Source organism: Glaciecola sp. KUL10 (assembly GCF_003203515.1).
Classification (GTDB): domain Bacteria; phylum Pseudomonadota; class Gammaproteobacteria; order Enterobacterales; family Alteromonadaceae; genus Glaciecola.
Genome location: NZ_BGNG01000005.1, coordinates 225625 through 242031 on the forward strand (window position 1 = coordinate 225625; position 16407 = coordinate 242031).

Sequence of the window (16407 nt, forward strand, 5' to 3'; positions counted from 1 at the left end):
CAGCGCTAATCTTTAGTTAATCATCGCTAACATAACGATTACATTTACTTTACACAAAATCAATCTCACTTTGCAAGCGCTTACATTAAATCACAATGAATGCAATTTATTCGCAAATAAAGTACCCTGCTCCATTGATTTCAAGCATTTGCTTGATTTTTCCTTACAAAGACAGAGTACGTATGTTTGAACAGTTAGAGTTAGATGATGAATTATGCCGTGCAGCGGCAGATATGGGGTTTGAAAAACCAACCAGTATTCAATCATTGGTAATCCCTCATGCAATGGAAGGCAAAGATGTATTGGCAGAAGCACCTACTGGCACCGGAAAAACCGGCGCTTTTTTGTTTCCCGTTTGCCAATATCTTCTTGATTACCATCGCACAGAGGCAACATCAACACGTGCTTTAGTATTGGTTCCCACCCGAGAGCTTGCTAATCAGGTAGCTGAGCAAGCTCGGGCGATCACCAAATATACCAAGTTAACTGTAGGTGTGATTACTGGTGGGATTAATTATGGCACAGACCGAGAAACACTCTCTGGTCATTGCGACATCATGGTAGCCACACCTGGGCGGCTGTTTGAACACATCGAACAAGAAAGCTTTGATTGTAGAGATATTGAATCACTTATCTTAGATGAAGCTGATCGCATGTTAGACATGGGGTTCGCATCTATTGTTCATCAAATCGCAGGGGAAGCACGCTGGCGCAAACAGACGATGCTTTTTTCGGCAACGCTAGAAGGTCGCGGTGTCAGAGACTTTGCAAAAGAGCTACTAAAAGAGCCAGAAACCCTTTCGGCTAACCCGTCGCGCAAAGAGAAAAACAAAATTTTACAGTGGTATCACCTTGCTGACGATCTCACCCATAAAAACGATTTACTAGTTCACCATTTAAGCGAATCAATCACTTCATGCATTGCATTTGTCAAGACACGTGAGCGGTTACATAACCTAAAAGATTTTCTGCACAGTAAAGGGTTTAAAGTCAGCTACTTGCAAGGCGAAATGCCGCAAGATAAGCGTAATGCAGCATTGGCAAGTTTCAAATCTGGCGAAACCAATGTGTTGGTAGCGACCGATGTCGCCGCACGTGGTATTGATGTTCCTAATGTTTCTCATGTTATAAACTATGATATGCCGCGAGGGGCTGATGTGTACGTACATCGCATAGGCAGAACAGGAAGAGCCGGCGCTAAAGGCGTTGCTATTTCGTTGATAGAAGCCCACGATTTTGTTTGGGTTGGCAAAGTCGCCCGCTATACAAACGAACCTTTCAAAGCAAGAGTGATCGATAGCTTAAAGCCGAAGAATAAACCACCGACATTTACAAAGAAGAAAAAAACTAAAACCAAAAAACAAGCAGCAGCAAAAGCAAAAAAACGAGCAAAAACAAAACCAAAGAAAACGTCATAAAACAAGCGTTAATATCCTTGGTAACACTCATTAGCAAAAGGCAACTTAAATGACACAGTTTAGTAAAATTGTTTTAGCAACCGGCAACAAAGGCAAGGTCGCTGAGTTTGCGAGCCTGTTTGATAGCTACAATATAGATATCAAACCTCAGTCAGCGTTTAATGTGCCTGATGCGCCCGAAACGGGTACCACTTTTGTTGAAAACGCAATAATTAAAGCAAGAAATGCAGCTGTCATCACCGGTCTTCCTAGTATCGCTGATGACAGCGGGTTAGCGGTCGATGCCCTCGGTGGAGCGCCTGGTATCTATTCATCAAGATATGCTGGTGAGCCCTCTGACGATGCCAACAACATTGATAAGTTACTTATCGCGCTTGAAGGCAAACAAGATCGCAATGCTCGCTTTTTATGTGTCTTGGTTTTTATGCAGCACAAGGACGATCCCACACCGATTATTTGCCAAGGCGAATGGCATGGCGAAATAGCCACACAAAGGCACGGTGCCGGCGGATTTGGCTATGACCCTGTGTTTTGGCTGCCCGAACAGAACTTGAGCGCAGCTCAATTGGATAAAGATACGAAAAATGCACAAAGCCATCGAGGTAAAGCGCTTAAATTATTAATGCAACATATGCTCCCTATGTTAGCTTAGCGGTCCATCACTCTCATGCAAATAAATGACATTCCTCTTGGACTTTATGTTCACATTCCATGGTGTGTTCAAAAATGCCCGTATTGTGATTTTAATTCGCACAATCTAAAAGGTGAGATTCCAAGTAAAGAATATGTAGCGCATTTATTAGACGACTTAAGTGCTGATTTAAAAACTATTTCTTACCGCGGAAATATTAGAGAAGTGAGCTCTATTTTTATTGGTGGTGGCACGCCTAGTTTATTGCCAGTTGAAGATATGCGCACATTAATTGCGGGCATTAAGCGACGCTTGCCTGTTGCAGCAAATGCCGAGATAACAATGGAAGCTAACCCAGGCACTGTTGAGGCTGATAAATTTAAGGGCTTTTACCAAGCTGGGGTTAATCGTATTTCGGTAGGCGTACAAAGCTTTTCTGAAAAGCACCTTGACCTGCTGGGTCGAATCCATGATAGCCAGCAGGCGTTTCGGGCTGTTGAGTTAGCCGGAACTATCGGGCTGTCGAGCTACAACTTGGATCTAATGCATGGCTTACCGCAACAAGACCTTAACCTTGCATTACACGACTTAAAAACAGCCATTCGTTTGCAACCGCCTCATTTGTCTTGGTACCAGCTTACAATAGAACCCAACACTTCGTTTGCGTCTAGGCCTCCTACTTTACCCGACGATGATGTTTTATGGGATATTCAAGAACAAGGTCATGCGCTCTTGAGTCAAGCGGGCTATCATCAATATGAAATCTCAGGCTATTCGAAACCTGAGCATCAATGTCAACACAACCTCAATTATTGGCGATATGGCGATTACTTAGGAATCGGCTGTGGCGCTCATGGCAAAATAACTAACCTGCACACTGGCGAAATAAATCGTAGTGTTAAAATCAAACATCCCAAGGGTTATATGGACTTGAGTAAACCCTACTTAAACCAAATGACCACTGTGGACAAAGCTGACCTGACATTTGAGTTTTTCATGAATCGCTTCCGTCTAGTTGAAGCGTGTCCAAAAGATGATTTTGAACGACTGACCTACTCTACACTTGGACAGCAAGATACCCAAACGATTAGCAAAGCTATTCAACAGGGCTTAATTACAGAAACCCCCACGACCTGGCAAGTCACGGAGCTTGGAAGGCGTTACCTAAACTCACTACTAGACTCATTCGTTTAATCATTTCGTTCGCTGGGTAGCGCCGTTCTAACAAGGCGTACATGTAGCGAACGTTCTTTGCTTTTATGCGAAATACTCGCATTAAAAAAGGCAACGCCCCACGCGCGAACCCCATCGGTTGAGACAGGCGTCGATGTCCAAAAGTCATCTGGTGGTGTTTGTGGGAAATTGCCATCATTGATAGAAGGACGTACGCAAGATTTTTCCGTAATTGAAACCAATTCTTTAATATTCGGTAAACGCCACTGAGTTGAATCAAGAAACTCATAGCCCACGCTGATCTGCAGGGCTTCTTGCCATGTGAACTTGGTAGCTTCCCCTAAACAATCACTTCCATCCCAGGTTTGCCCCAAAGAACATCGCATCCAAATTAGATTGGTTTCGGTGTGCCAAACGAGCCCGCCATCAATTTTTTCAAATTCATCTTCAGCAGCGGTCTCTAGTACGGTTGTAAGACATTCTTGTTCTGCGAAAGCCACGGCGCTTAAGACCATACTACTGAACAATACAGATTTTATTGTTTTGACAATATTCATTCGACTGCCCTCCCTGCGCGTACCAACATCAACCGATGTGTTTGCCCTTTATTTAAAAAACCATCTAAACCACTCGCAAAATCGATTGCCCATACACTTTGCGCACCACTATCAGTAACACCGTCTGCATTAGGCTGATTCGTCCAAAACCACATTGGACTGCTATCACTAGTCTCTAAATTCAAAAAGAAATCGGTGTCAATGAGTGGCGCTGAGGTTTTACCAAAATGCAAAAGCGACATGAGTTCATCAGGTGATGGCACCCGCCAATCAAAAAAGCTGCATAAACCTTGTTCATTAACAGCTTGGATATAAGCTTGAGTATTACAGTTGCCACTGGCTAGGTTACAACTATCGCTTGATGGATTAACTACTCCCTCAAAGCCACCGTTATCATTGTCACTGAACCATGTAAATTGCTGTTCTGCGCTATGCAAGCTCTCTTCGCTGCCTTCGCTCTTGATTTGCCAAACTAAGCCCGTAATGTTATCTCTGACGCAATTCCAAGGCTCAGTATCATCGTTAAGCTCAGCACCATTTACATCTAACCGAGTAAAATCAAAACCATTTGCGCCAGTACCCGCTTTTCTCAGTACGCCATATTTTGCAACAGTGTCTTTTCCTCTATGGCCATCTTGCCCAGGGTACTCGGCTTGGTAAGCTTCGGTGTTTCGATTTCCACTGCCGTCGAGGGTGACACCGGTATCGTTGATGGTTTCAAATGTAAAAGGTAAAACAGTCATCGAAATGTTGTTAGTTGCCACATTACCAAATTGGTCTTGGGCATCAACAGTAAAAATAACCTCAGTAGCCACATCGACATCTGGTGCGACAGCAAATGTCCGTGCGCTGGTTGCATCCTGATAATCAATGTCACTTGTAAAGTCATCTGCCCATTGAAAAGAAAAAGGGGATGCACTTGGGGCAATGCTTTGAGCAAAAGCAGCTAAATTGATCTTTTCACCACTTAACACAGCAAGGTTAGGTCCCATACTAACCAAAGGTATCGATTTACTCTCTTGAAGCATGGTTAAACTAACTTCTGTAGTATCGGTCGCACCGTCTTGATCAGTGACTATTAATTCAAGAACGACAGAATAATCAAACTGCGTTACGCCAACAGAAAAAACCAATGTTTCAGATGAGGTGTCTACATCATTGAGCACTGATTCGCCACTCACTTGTTGCCATTGATAAGTTAAACTAGGTTGCTCGCTATCAAGAGGATCTGAATCTGTGCTTGCGCTTCCACTTAAGGTAATCTCACTTAAAATTGGAAATGTGTTTTCTGCATACCCTTGAGCCTGGGTCACTTGGATATCTGCCACCGGCAAACTGTTCTTTGCTGTTACCGCCAAAGTGATAGCGTCACTGCTGCTCACGCCGCGCGCGTCAGTAGCGGTTAACACCAACTCATATTGCATGTCTTGAATTGACAATGGGGCAGTAAGGCTTGCCGCTGCGGCAGTATTTTGTAATTGCTCAATATCAATGTTATCAGCCGAACTCCATGCAAAGCTGATCTCTCCCTCACCGCCTGACGCCGAGCCATTCAACTCAACAATTTCACCTTCTTCTGCTGAAATATTTTGGCCAGCGTTAACTAATAATGTGGGAATTTTTTGAGGCACCGGAACATCATTTCCGCCTCCACCGCCGCAAGCTATTAATGCGAAAGTAGCCAACAAGCCGAAGAAAAGTTGCAACAGTTGATTTGCGCGGGACATCTACAAAAAACCTCATTTATGAATTAATATCGACAACGAGGCTTGAGCAAAATGCAGACCAGATTAGGGTGATGATTTAAGCTTTTTCGTTTTTCTCACTTTGCTCAACTTGCAGCGCAAGTAATTGTTTTTTTGCAGTCGCCGCATCAGACATGTCATAGACCATCATACACACGTTATCCACCGTGCCTGTGGCCGATACAAGCGCCGAAAACGCAACGTTTTGGTACATAAAAGGTTCAGTCCCTGTAATGGGACGATAATTTCGAAACTTAAATAAATAAGGTCGTTGCTCCCATGTGATAAAAGCTCGTGTGCGCAACTCAAAAACAGGTTTCGTTTTCTTCCTAAACCAATCTTCTTTAATATCTGGAAAAAGTGAAAATAAAGATTTATCGCGCACATCACTTGGCAACAAACCGCTATGAGCTTCCATAAACCCATTCCACACTTTTAAATTGTAATCTCGATCAAATACAACAATACCCACATCCACCGTTTGAAGCATATCCATCATCCAATGGAATTCTAAAATTTCATCAAGCGCATTGTTCGACATCGCTTAATCCTCCATTAAATGTGAAAGTTTGGAATTGAGTGTATCCATCGAATCCTCAGTAAATAAAATCACTAAGTCGCATTGGACGTGGTATCCCTCTAAACCATAAGAGAGCTCAATCGCAAGCGTTTTGCGCCATGTCCCTTTATTTGCTTGAATCAACTCTTGCACGCTTTGATGTTGCCCTAGTACAACTGGGTGGCCTTGCCTAAAGTTCATATCCAGTTGTTTAGCAATTCCTGATAAACAGGTGCCTATAAGTATGCTTGCGACGTCCATCAACATTTCTAGTTGAAGTTCGTCATCTACGTCTTCTGTTATATTCAGTATTTTTGCTACATCTCCAAAGCTTGAATCACTTAAGACACAAAGCGCTTCTCCACTAACGCCATCTCCCAAAAAACCTTGGCACACCGCTGAAGTTTGTTCATTTGAATCGACATCAGATAGCATCATATGTAACTCTGATACTTCGATTAAGTTGACATTTGGAACAGGCAGTTTTACAAAAACTCCCATTAATCTCGCCAAATGGTCTCCAGCTTGCCCCATCGCGACATTAGTGACTTCTTGATAACAGTCACGGACAATTTCAGGAAGCTCTTCAGGTTCCGGCGCAAGCTCTTCAGCTAACTCCAATACATTGTGCTTTTGTAGGACTTTTGTGAGCTCTTCGGCATTGACTGGTTTTTGAATAAAATCGCTGGCGCCTAGCCCTAGGACTCGAGCCTTTGCTTCAGGTTGAATGTCACCTGAAATCACAATTGTTTTAGTCAATAACTGTTGTTTTTGAATGGCTTCTAAGGTCTGATATCCATCCATGACAGGCATGTTTAAGTCGAGTAATAACACCTGCCCCTTGCCTTCGCAAAGCGCTTGCAATGCTTCTTCGCCGTGTTTTGCAAAATGCACGTTAACTTCCCAATCTTGGGGTAAACACTTTGCAACTTGCTTGCGTGCAACAAGCGAATCATCACAAATTAGCACTGACAACATCGATAATATGCCCTGAAGTTATTCAACTTATGTCCAATCGTTATCTAAGTAACGGAAAATATAAGCAAAACTTTAGTACTAATAAGCAAACGTAATTTGGGTTCATTTTGCTAAACAGTCTTAATACGCTCAGTGTGTGATGTAAGCTACTGCATCAATCACTAAGTAAACAGCAACGGTAAACAGATCGAAGTCACAATACCATTGAGACATAGTGCGAGACTCGCAAAAGCACCACAACGCTTATCAATATTGAGCGCACTGGAGGTACCTACAACATGAGCAATTGCTCCTAGTGTTAAACCTTTAGTAACCGAGGATTTAATATGAAAAGCAGCAAACAAGAAAGGGGCGACGCTTGCGCCAACAATCCCCGTTAAAATAACGATTATCGCAGCTAATTCAGGAAGTCCACCAACAAGCTCCGTGGTTTGCATTGCAAGAGGAGTGGTGATTGATTTGACTAATACCGTCATTTGCAAATCTAAAGGAGCATCTAACCAAAAGACAAACAACCAAGCGCTTAATGGTGCAATAACGCCTGCGATCACCACAGGAAATACCACCCGCCAACCCATTTGTCGAATCGTACTAAGCTGCGAATACAAAGGTATCGCCAATGCAGCTGTTGCAGGCCAAATGAGTATTTCAAGTAAAGTGACATGCTCGTGATAATCAAACACTGACATATCGATAATGATTAATGCTGTGCCAATGAAGATTGAAGACATAAACAGAGGATTCAATAAGGGGGCTTGCGAATAGGCAAAAAACACTCTACGCGAGCAATAGTATACCAGTATGGTTAACCCAGTAAGCACAACAGAAAAGCCGATATTACTCATCATTACTACCCGAATTTTCGTCGATTACTAAGCTTTCTATTAGTTTACGAGTAAAAAGTAAAACCACCACAAAACTTAGCACAGTACTGACAACAATAACCAACAGTAGTGCTAATCCATGTTCAAAAAAGAATGATTGATAAGCCAGAACCATAATAACCGGGGGAATCAAAAACAGTCCCATGTGTTTCAGTAAGAAATCGGAAGTCGCCTTTATATAGCTTGGCACACCCTTGTTCAGCAGAAAAAAGGCCAGCATTAAACCAATCGATAATATAGCGGCAGAAAAACGCAGATTAAAGTATGAAACTAAGAGGTTAGAGACGTATACAACCGATGCTAAGGTCGCGAGACTTAGCGAGACGTTTAGTATCGGTTTTAAAGATATTTTTAGCAGCTTAAAAGGTATTCTCTTGATGAATAGTTATGAACATATCAGTACCCGCTTTACCGTAATCGATTTTGTATTCTTTGTTATTCAAGGTTTGAACAAACAACATCGGACGGTAATCACTGAAGTTATCACCTGAGGCAATATCCACGCGCTCCATATCCATGCGTTTAGCCTCTAGTTTATTTTTGGGCACAGGGCCATCATAAATTTCAATCTCATTGTGCATCACAAGCAACAATGGGTCGCGACGCCCATTAATAATTAACAAGTCGTATTTGCGTATCTTATGAATAATTGTATTACGACCACTAATTAAATAGGGTTTATCAGCCATTACTCACTCCACTTCTGGTGAATGTTATTAGTCAAATATAGCAAAGGAAACAATCATTTGCACATTTTTCACTCGAATCCAAACGATAAAAATCGCCCTTATAAAAGAGTTATCGTAACTTTTGAGAAAAATATTAGCTCAATGATGACAAGGCACTAAAAAAAACATATACTGCGCCCCGATTTAAAGATTGGCCCTTTAGCTCAGTTGGTTAGAGCACCCGACTCATAATCGGTAGGTCCCCAGTTCAAGTCTGGGAGGGGCCACCATTTTTACATTCCAAATTATTCTAAAAGACACTTCAAGCCTTACCACACAAAGGCTAGATCCCCCCGAAGACCATTCCAGAGCGATCATAGTCATTCGCTGACAACTCCGTTTTAAATGTAACCTCGATTGTAACATTGCTTAAAAATCCGTCTGAGAGAGTTACATTGGGGGTATTCTGGGTCAAAGAGCCATATGCAGAATAGGAAATGGTTTTCCCATATCATCCAGTGGCGATCGCGATTTAACTTTGAATCCCATATGCTCGTAAAAGCCTACCGCTTGAGGGTTTTGCTCATTTACATCAACTTTGCAAGCATTTAGCTTTTCTATTGCATACTTAAGCAGCAATGTTCCTACACCATGCCCTCTTTCCTCGTTTAAAATAAACAACATTTCGATTTTGGAATCATGGACTCCCACAAAGCCAATAATTGAGCCAGTTTCACTTTTTACACATCGTAGTGAGACGGCCGGAAAGGCTTGTTCAATAATAATGGGTTTGAAAAACTCAATATCTTCATCTGAGATAAAGTCATGTGTTGCTCTTACTGAATTCTCCCAAACATCAAGCATTTCAGAGTAATACTCAGGTAGTACTTTTTCTACAATCATTACGCTTCCTTTAATTTTTCAAATCAAAATCTCTCGATTATTCTGCAAAACCAAACGTTCAAGCTTGCCTATTTCGATGTATAAATGCTATGTATCCTATTAGCTACAGGCCTGATTCAATTATCATTTCTTTTGCAACTAAGGCAGCTGATGGCAAAAACATAGTGCTTACAATGCGTCCATCGATTACCACAGAATGTTTGTCTTTTAACAAACGTTTGTTTAGCGCAATAGCTCCATTTTTGTTTAGTTGAGTTTCAATCAAAAAAGGTAGCAAGGTACCTTGTTTTGCCCAAGATTTAGACGTTTCTGTAGAATTAGGAAAGCCTGCAACCTTTTTTCCTTTTACCATAAACTCACCGTTAGACAGTGTAACGTTGACAATTCCTGCTGAACCGTGCCCTCCAACCCCGATTACGCCGCCGGACTCATGGATCTTTCTTATAATCGAATGAATATTTTTATTGTCAGCAACATCAAACATGACGCCATATCCACCGCCGATAAATACACCCCAATATTCATCAGGATTAACATCAACTGGCTTCAACGTAGCATTTGCTTTGTCTAGAAACCCTTCATACTTAATGGTGTAACTGCTTATACCTTGTGCTGACATCATAAATTCTACTTTTCCACCTTTAGGAGAAACAAAATCAACATCAAAGCCATGGCTCACAAATACGTGGTAAGGTGGAGCAAACTCCCGCAAATTGTTTCGTGCATCATGTTTTTCGGGATCACCCATGTCGACCATATTTGAAGCAACAATGAGCACTTTCTTTTGAGTATTTGCGTAAGACGTCATTGAAATCAAAGCGACGCTAATTAATATTAGTTTTACGAGTTTCATTATTAATCCTTATAGAATGTAAATGCAGTTTGGCGAGAGCTTTGGGTAAATGGTTTATATAAATTAAATAACCTATTATTCGACTAGTTTTTTAAAAAGCCGATTTTGCATGTGGTTTGTTCTATCGAAACTATGCTTTTACTGACTCAATGACATTATTAACCACTGTACCTCTTTGAATAGTGGACCTATCAAATCTGACGCCATCTATTGCAAGGTTTTCAAACTTTAAAGGCAAACCAACAGCACTATAGAATGACGGTCCATCTTGCAGATGAAAGTGCAAGTGAGGTTCGGTCGTACTGCCTGAGAAACCGCATTTACCGAGAAATTGGCCCGCTTTTACCTTGTCGCCAACCTTTAGTGGTATTGAATCTTTAATTAAATGCGCATAAAAGCCAAATTCGCCTTCTTCATGTTTAATTATTAAATGATTACCAGCAGCTTGTTTTGACATAGCATTAATAAAGAACCAACCAACAAAAGGTGAGTCTTTTACTCCATTGACAACTTTAATTACTTCACCATCAGCCGCTGAGAGGATATCTTTGCCATAACACTTATAGTCACGCAAATGAAAGCCTGCGCCAGAATGCCTTTTAAAAGTATTATCAGAAATAACAAAATCATATGCGTATCGCTGATTGAGAACATTCCAAGAATGAGACTTATCTGGAGTGTCACCGCCATGATAAATCAACCATTCGCCGTTGAACGGCAAACGGTAATGGGCTTTTGACTGATAGTGCTTAATCTCTTCTTCATGTCCTTTGATCCGATAACTGACGCCAATCATGCCAAAGGTCAACCTTAGCTGCTGAGAAAAAAGAAACGGATTGAACAGAGAAAGTAAATTGGAGACCACAAAGATAACAGTTTTTAAAGCCAAACCCAGCTTTCCTTGCATACCGGGCATAGGCCAAGAATAGGAAGGGTGTTTGGTATTAACTTGTTTATTGCTGTTGTTCTGTCGTAACTTGAATGCAAAAACAGCCAAAAAATAACAACTAAAATACAGCCCCCAGTTGTAACTGCTTTGCCAGTCAATTGTCGTAAACTGAGTTATGCTTACCTTGCTTAGACTCGCAACAATCAATGCTACAATCAGTGGGTATAACCATTGAAAGCTACTAGTCGACTGATCATTTTGCTGTTTATTAGACATTTGAGTTATCGCCCCTATTTAATGTTAACCGGCATACTAACAATTTTCCTAGGTTCTCGATCCAGAACTCTCGTGGTATCATTATACGATACCAATACAAGCAAATAATGATACTTAGCATGCATGGATTTCAAGATAACACTCCAACGTTGAATTTATCTATTCAGAATGGGTTAACTTTAATCAAGAAAGAACTGAAAGCCAGAGGCATAAAGTACTCAGAACTTGCCGAACTGATGGATACTTCCGAGGTTACAGTCAAGCGTATGTTGAACAGCGCAAATATTTCATTATCTCGTATGATGTTTCTAAGCGAGCTATTAAATATAGACTTAGCAGAGTTGCTAGCTCCAAGGGGGAAAACTAAACCCACGCAAAGTTTTTTTACAGAAGAACAAGACAAGGCTTTTTTTGAAGAGCCTAAGCTTTGGTCATATTTTGTGGAGCTTTTTTACAACAGTAAATCACCTCAAGAAATTGAAAAAGAACATGCATTAACTGAGCTTTCTACCTATCAGTACTTAAGACAGCTTGAAGACCTTCAACTCATTCAACTTAACCCCCACAATAATGTCGAAATTTTGGTAAAAGCGCCTATTGGGTTTAATAAAAAAAGTAAGGTTATAAATCGACATATAAACCACATGATGGAAGTCAGTTATAAGGCTGTCATGGTTGATGACAAGGAAGATGAAGATTATTTTTTAAGAGTTAAACCCATGCGTTTAACACAGCCTATTTATCTTAAGTTACTTGACGAGCTAAAAGCGGTAATGGATAAATATGCGCAGGTGTCAGAGGTGGCCTTTGCAAACTCAAATGAAGCCAAAGATTATCAGGTCGTTTTCACTGGACATCGTCTAATTGTTGAGGATTATGACAAGGTGAGTTTATAAAATAATAAAGTTAATGTTTGCGCCTATGATATTCGCGAAACAATAACTGGATTAGTTCAGACTAAAGTGAATCGTTTAGAAAGACAAAAACATGTTAAAAAAGGCTACAGCACTCTTAATGTCAGACGAGATTAAAAACTAAGGTTTAGTATATTCCACCAATTCTTCGACGTAACGGTAATCATCTTGTATTTGCGTCAGTTTAATAAAATTTTTCACTTCTGGTGAATATACGTATATTTCTTCTGAATCTGCATTGAGCAAAAGCTTTCTATTCATAAACTATTCAATTGATAAACCGAATAACACAAAATGTGTTTTATGAATTATTCGCGGTATTAAAATCAATCTCACAAATTTTTTGAATTATTTTTAATAGCATCACTTCAGCATCAATCTAGTCTCTGTTACTTACCTCTCTGCGTATGATTTCAATAATTCGATTGTGGACGATTTGAGATAGCAGCAAGGTGTCATCGCCTGTTGTATTAACAAACTGAACAACAACGGTGTCAATATCATCATAGTAACGGGCACGACTCCAGTAGCCTAATACCCAGCCATCGTGCTGATACTCATAAAGCCCTTTGTAAATCTCGGCTTCTTCCTCCGTAAACAAAGAACCGTCATTGAGCACTCTGATAAATTTGCCTACAGCTTCTGCTGTTGCAACCATACCTTGGTCAAGATATTTAAAATCATCTGGAGATCCAATGTAATAACCACTCATCATCCTATCTTGGTTAACCTCATTGACCGACATAAACGTATCCTCAATACCCAAGGGACGTAACATTTCATTCTTGATAAATTGCCCGTAGTCGTATCCGAGTACTCTGGTCATAATTCTTTGGAGTAAGTAATAATTGGTATTTGAATAGCGGTATTCCGAATTAGGTTCGAAGTCAGCGGGTTGATCAAGAATTAACTCCAGCATGTCTAAAGAGGATTCCCCCCAATTAAAGCCTTCGTGGTCGGTAAAATTTGGAATGCCACTCTTATGTTGAATCATCATGCGCAGCGTAATTTTGTCGGAATATTGAATACGCCCACTAAGCTCAGGAAGATAGAAAGCAAGCGTCTGCTCTAGTGACAACTGACCTCTAGCGACAAGCTTAACCGCTGCGGAGGCATCATAGAGCTTAGCAATGCTGGCAATCTTGAATAGTGCCTGCGGATAAGCTTTGATTTTTTCATTTCTATTGTGAAAGCCTTGAGCATAATATTCAGGGTCTTTATCTTCCTGAGCTACATAGACAATGATGCCATCTAACCTTTCATTTACAGCATTAGTCAATTCTTGTTCAATTGTTTTTGGTAGTGGCTTTAAGTAATAAAGACCAAACTCCCATGGGGCGAATAAATAGATACTTGTAATGGTTACAAGCGCCGCGGCCATGCGAAGCATTGTTTTGGTATGCATTCTTTTCATTATCATTCCATTAAAAAGTTGTTCATTTCTAAAACACCCACAACCTCTTAGTTGACGCTTTGTATGCAATATAATCTGCATTGTCTCCCCAACGTTTGTCGGCCTTGGCTTCTAGCATGGGTATACCACTCACTTTTGTGAGTAAAAACAGCACAAAGAATGGCGAGATTAAGGTAAGGTATTGCCAACCGGAAAGTGCAACAGATGCTGTTAGTGCTGCGCCAAACCACAATAGTATTTCGCCAAAATAATTGGGGTGACGCGCCCTTGACCAGAGGCCTACGTTTATAAATTTACCTTTGTTTTCGGGATTTTGTTTAAACACGCGCTTTTGGTAATCGGCCACTACTTCAAGCGTGAACCCTAACACCCACAAAGCCACGCCAAGAAACACCAATGCGCTAGTCATATTGCCCCCTAAGCTGATCGTTGCGTTTGACGCTATTGCGGTATATAGCGCACCAGCAGTCACAATCACCCATAAGCCTTGGATTGTCCAGGTGACAAAAAATCGATATGGATTGTGTTTAATTTGATCAAAACGAGTATCCACACCGTCTTTATGGATTCTTAGAAATAAAAAACTGCCGAGTCTGGCTGCCCATATCAATACCATTGAAGCACAAATGACCTGATACAAACTAAGTGGTTGTGCGGCCGTCGCCACTAAAATCGTACAAGCGATAAATGTACCACTCCCGGTTAGGTCAAAGCACTTTTCTGTTTTCATAAGATAAGATGGAATAAACACGATCCATTGGGTCGCGAAAGCCAAAGCAACTAAGCTATACAACACGGGCATTGATAAAAACGTAATTGTGTTTTGACTACTAGCAAACGCAATTCCTGCAGCGATACCTATGCACAAAACCAAGACGACTAGTGCTCTGACTGCGTTTTTCACGTCCATTTATATTTACCTTTTTTCAATTGCCTAAATAAAAATTATTCACTGCAGACAAACAAGCTCAACTATGGAGCAAGTGCTGTTCATTTTCTCAACTAATCACATAGATACACGGTTAGCTATAAAAACGATTAACGTAAAATGGTATCGCAAAAGGCTGTGTGAACAGAAAACTACGATTAACGCTAGATTGGACGCCTAATTTAAAGTTAGCTTTGCCAAAGAAGAGCTAACCTCTAACCAGGCTCTTGATTAGAGGTTAAAATACTCAATAAACCCGTGTAATAAACTTCTGGAAGTTCTGGCCCACCAAACAGATCGCTGATTACATCTTTCTGTTCGACCATTTTGTTTAAAACAAAATAGCATTGTTTTTCAACTTCATCTAAAAGCAAATAAAACTCTTCTACGTCTTGGGCGTTTTCCATCGTTAAATTTTTGTTGATGCCCAACAGCCAAGTCTTTTGTGTTTCACTTAATACACCGGTTTCGTCAATATTATTTTGTAATTGGTACAATAAAGCCCAAGGTTTAAACCTCGATGTATCCAATAGTTTTTCTCTATGCTGTTCATAAATATTGCTAAACATGTCAAACCACAAACTTAATCTCGCTAGTTTTTCGAAGCTGTCTTTCACTACCTGTTTTAGTTTTTCTAGGTTAAATGCCGGTTTGTATGGAAGTTCACCTTTAGCTAAGACACGTAACATCGCGTTATGAACCCCTATATCGTGAGCGCTAGTTGGGATCCTCAATACTGCGAATAGGACTTTCAGAGAAAAGTTGCCCTTGTTTTGAATGCTGTAATAAAACTTAGTCAATTCGTCGACGATACAAATAATTTGACCTTCAATACACAATTCATCAATCGTTTTACCAAAAGGATATCCAAGACCATCGGCTCTTTCGTGATGTTCTAAAATCGCGCGTTTAACGATACGAGGTAATCCAGGCACCATATCTGCAAAGTGCATAGAAATAGCGACATGTCCTTGGTACATTTTGCGCGCTTCGTTATTTAAAGTACTTTCGTTTTCTACGATTTTAGGATCCAAATGCAATAAACCAACATCTGACAATACGTTGGCTAAAAATACGTTGCCTACTTTTTCTTCAGACAAGCCATATTCCTTTGCGATATGTGCAGCTAACACACTTGCCGTAATCGCAAAACCAAAACGGTCAGGGTATACACTCGCAAATATTGTTAGCTTTTCTTCAATCATTGCGTATCGATTGATTAAAGGTAAAAGTGACATTGCAAGGTCGTAACTGCCATTTTTTATGCTTTCATCAAGTAAGTTCTTGCTCTTTAATCGAGTTGTGTATGCGTCTATGAGCCTTTGTTTAGTGAGTGAATAGGCAATAGACACCGATTGGTCAATCGGCTTTATCAGTTTGTGTTTAGCTATTTTTCTTGCGGTCTCTTTGCAAAGATGAGTTCCTTCCTTTGCGACTAACGCACCTTTTGCGTTTAAAATGGGTTCTTTGATCACGACGCTATGTTGTTTGTTAACTTCGGCGAGACGATCTAGATAATGCGAATTATTCAATCTTCTTCCTTTTAGATTAATACACCTTGTAGTTTGCTTCTGAGCACATCACACCACAATGAGCGAGATATGCTAATCACAACCC

The 16407-nt window shown here is 40.6% G+C and carries 17 protein-coding genes and 1 tRNA gene; 5 read left to right on the top strand and 13 right to left on the bottom strand.

The window, feature by feature from the left end:
• Nucleotides 1–182 precede the first annotated feature (182 nt).
• The 3 genes from srmB to hemW are packed head-to-tail and all read left to right on the top strand — an operon-like array spanning nucleotide 183 to nucleotide 3243.
• The gene (srmB, locus tag KUL10_RS10615) at nucleotides 183–1418 is read left to right on the top strand and encodes an ATP-dependent RNA helicase SrmB (RefSeq protein ID WP_110429024.1); all 1236 of its coding nucleotides are present in this window, start codon (nucleotides 183–185) and stop codon (nucleotides 1416–1418) included.
• 49 nt (nucleotides 1419–1467) lie between these two features.
• Nucleotides 1468–2070 (top strand): RdgB/HAM1 family non-canonical purine NTP pyrophosphatase, encoded by a 603-nt coding sequence (gene rdgB, locus KUL10_RS10620; protein ID WP_110428904.1) that lies wholly within the window; start codon nucleotides 1468–1470, stop codon nucleotides 2068–2070.
• Between the two features lie 15 nt (nucleotides 2071–2085).
• A complete protein-coding gene (gene hemW / locus KUL10_RS10625) occupies nucleotides 2086–3243 on the top strand; it encodes a radical SAM family heme chaperone HemW (protein WP_110428905.1) in 1158 nt (385 codons plus the stop codon).
• Here the strand turns inward: hemW and KUL10_RS10630 are convergent.
• From KUL10_RS10630 to KUL10_RS10660, 7 genes are all read right to left on the bottom strand, one after another.
• Nucleotides 3240–3779, bottom strand: a complete 540-nt coding sequence (locus KUL10_RS10630; RefSeq protein ID WP_110428906.1) for a DUF1566 domain-containing protein — start codon at nucleotides 3777–3779, stop codon at nucleotides 3240–3242. The two genes, hemW and KUL10_RS10630, sit on opposite strands and share 4 nt — an antisense overlap.
• Entirely contained in the window at nucleotides 3776–5506 is a 1731-nt protein-coding gene (locus tag KUL10_RS10635; protein WP_110428907.1) for a DUF1566 domain-containing protein, read from the bottom strand. Before KUL10_RS10635 ends, KUL10_RS10630 begins: the two co-directional genes overlap by 4 nt.
• Nucleotides 5507–5582: 76 nt before the next feature.
• A complete protein-coding gene (locus tag KUL10_RS10640; protein WP_110428908.1) occupies nucleotides 5583–6065 on the bottom strand; it encodes a PAS domain-containing protein in 483 nt (160 codons plus the stop codon).
• Nucleotides 6066–6068: 3 nt separating this feature from the next.
• A complete protein-coding gene (locus tag KUL10_RS10645; protein WP_110428909.1) occupies nucleotides 6069–7061 on the bottom strand; it encodes a response regulator in 993 nt (330 codons plus the stop codon).
• A 161-nt stretch (nucleotides 7062–7222) separates the two neighbouring features.
• Complete coding sequence (locus KUL10_RS10650) at nucleotides 7223–7909, bottom strand: LrgB family protein (protein ID WP_110428910.1); 687 nt, start codon at nucleotides 7907–7909, stop codon at nucleotides 7223–7225.
• Nucleotides 7899–8324, bottom strand: a complete 426-nt coding sequence (locus KUL10_RS19005) for a CidA/LrgA family protein (RefSeq protein ID WP_110428911.1) — start codon at nucleotides 8322–8324, stop codon at nucleotides 7899–7901. The genes KUL10_RS10650 and KUL10_RS19005 overlap by 11 nt, the downstream gene beginning before the upstream one ends.
• Complete coding sequence (locus KUL10_RS10660; RefSeq protein WP_110428912.1) at nucleotides 8305–8634, bottom strand: hypothetical protein; 330 nt, start codon at nucleotides 8632–8634, stop codon at nucleotides 8305–8307. The genes KUL10_RS19005 and KUL10_RS10660 overlap by 20 nt, the downstream gene beginning before the upstream one ends.
• A gap of 192 nt (nucleotides 8635–8826) precedes the next feature.
• On the opposite strand from KUL10_RS10660, the gene KUL10_RS10665 reads away from it, so the two are divergent.
• Nucleotides 8827–8903, top strand: a tRNA-Ile gene (locus tag KUL10_RS10665).
• Nucleotides 8904–9084: 181 nt separating this feature from the next.
• On the opposite strand, the gene KUL10_RS10670 is transcribed toward KUL10_RS10665, so the two are convergent.
• From KUL10_RS10670 to KUL10_RS10680, 3 genes are all read right to left on the bottom strand, one after another.
• Nucleotides 9085–9516 (bottom strand): GNAT family N-acetyltransferase, encoded by a 432-nt coding sequence (locus KUL10_RS10670; protein WP_110428913.1) that lies wholly within the window; start codon nucleotides 9514–9516, stop codon nucleotides 9085–9087.
• Nucleotides 9517–9619: 103 nt separating this feature from the next.
• Complete coding sequence (locus KUL10_RS10675) at nucleotides 9620–10369, bottom strand: type 1 glutamine amidotransferase domain-containing protein (protein ID WP_110428914.1); 750 nt, start codon at nucleotides 10367–10369, stop codon at nucleotides 9620–9622.
• Nucleotides 10370–10499: 130 nt separating this feature from the next.
• Nucleotides 10500–11534 (bottom strand): M23 family metallopeptidase, encoded by a 1035-nt coding sequence (locus KUL10_RS10680; protein ID WP_110428915.1) that lies wholly within the window; start codon nucleotides 11532–11534, stop codon nucleotides 10500–10502.
• A 119-nt stretch (nucleotides 11535–11653) separates the two neighbouring features.
• Here KUL10_RS10680 and KUL10_RS10685 point away from each other — a divergent pair, with 119 nt between their 5' ends.
• Complete coding sequence (locus tag KUL10_RS10685; RefSeq protein WP_158525368.1) at nucleotides 11654–12430, top strand: helix-turn-helix transcriptional regulator; 777 nt, start codon at nucleotides 11654–11656, stop codon at nucleotides 12428–12430.
• A 397-nt stretch (nucleotides 12431–12827) separates the two neighbouring features.
• Here the strand turns inward: KUL10_RS10685 and KUL10_RS10690 are convergent, their stop codons facing one another.
• The 3 genes from KUL10_RS10690 to KUL10_RS10700 all read right to left on the bottom strand — a co-directional run bounded on the left by KUL10_RS10690 (nucleotide 12828) and on the right by KUL10_RS10700 (nucleotide 16322).
• Nucleotides 12828–13862 (bottom strand): serine hydrolase, encoded by a 1035-nt coding sequence (locus KUL10_RS10690; RefSeq protein WP_306305332.1) that lies wholly within the window; start codon nucleotides 13860–13862, stop codon nucleotides 12828–12830.
• Between the two features lie 28 nt (nucleotides 13863–13890).
• A complete protein-coding gene (locus KUL10_RS10695) occupies nucleotides 13891–14772 on the bottom strand; it encodes a DUF1295 domain-containing protein (RefSeq protein ID WP_110428918.1) in 882 nt (293 codons plus the stop codon).
• A gap of 233 nt (nucleotides 14773–15005) precedes the next feature.
• Nucleotides 15006–16322: an HD domain-containing phosphohydrolase gene (locus KUL10_RS10700; RefSeq protein ID WP_110428919.1), complete on the bottom strand. Its 1317-nt coding sequence runs from the start codon at nucleotides 16320–16322 to the stop codon at nucleotides 15006–15008.
• Nucleotides 16323–16407 lie beyond the last annotated feature (85 nt).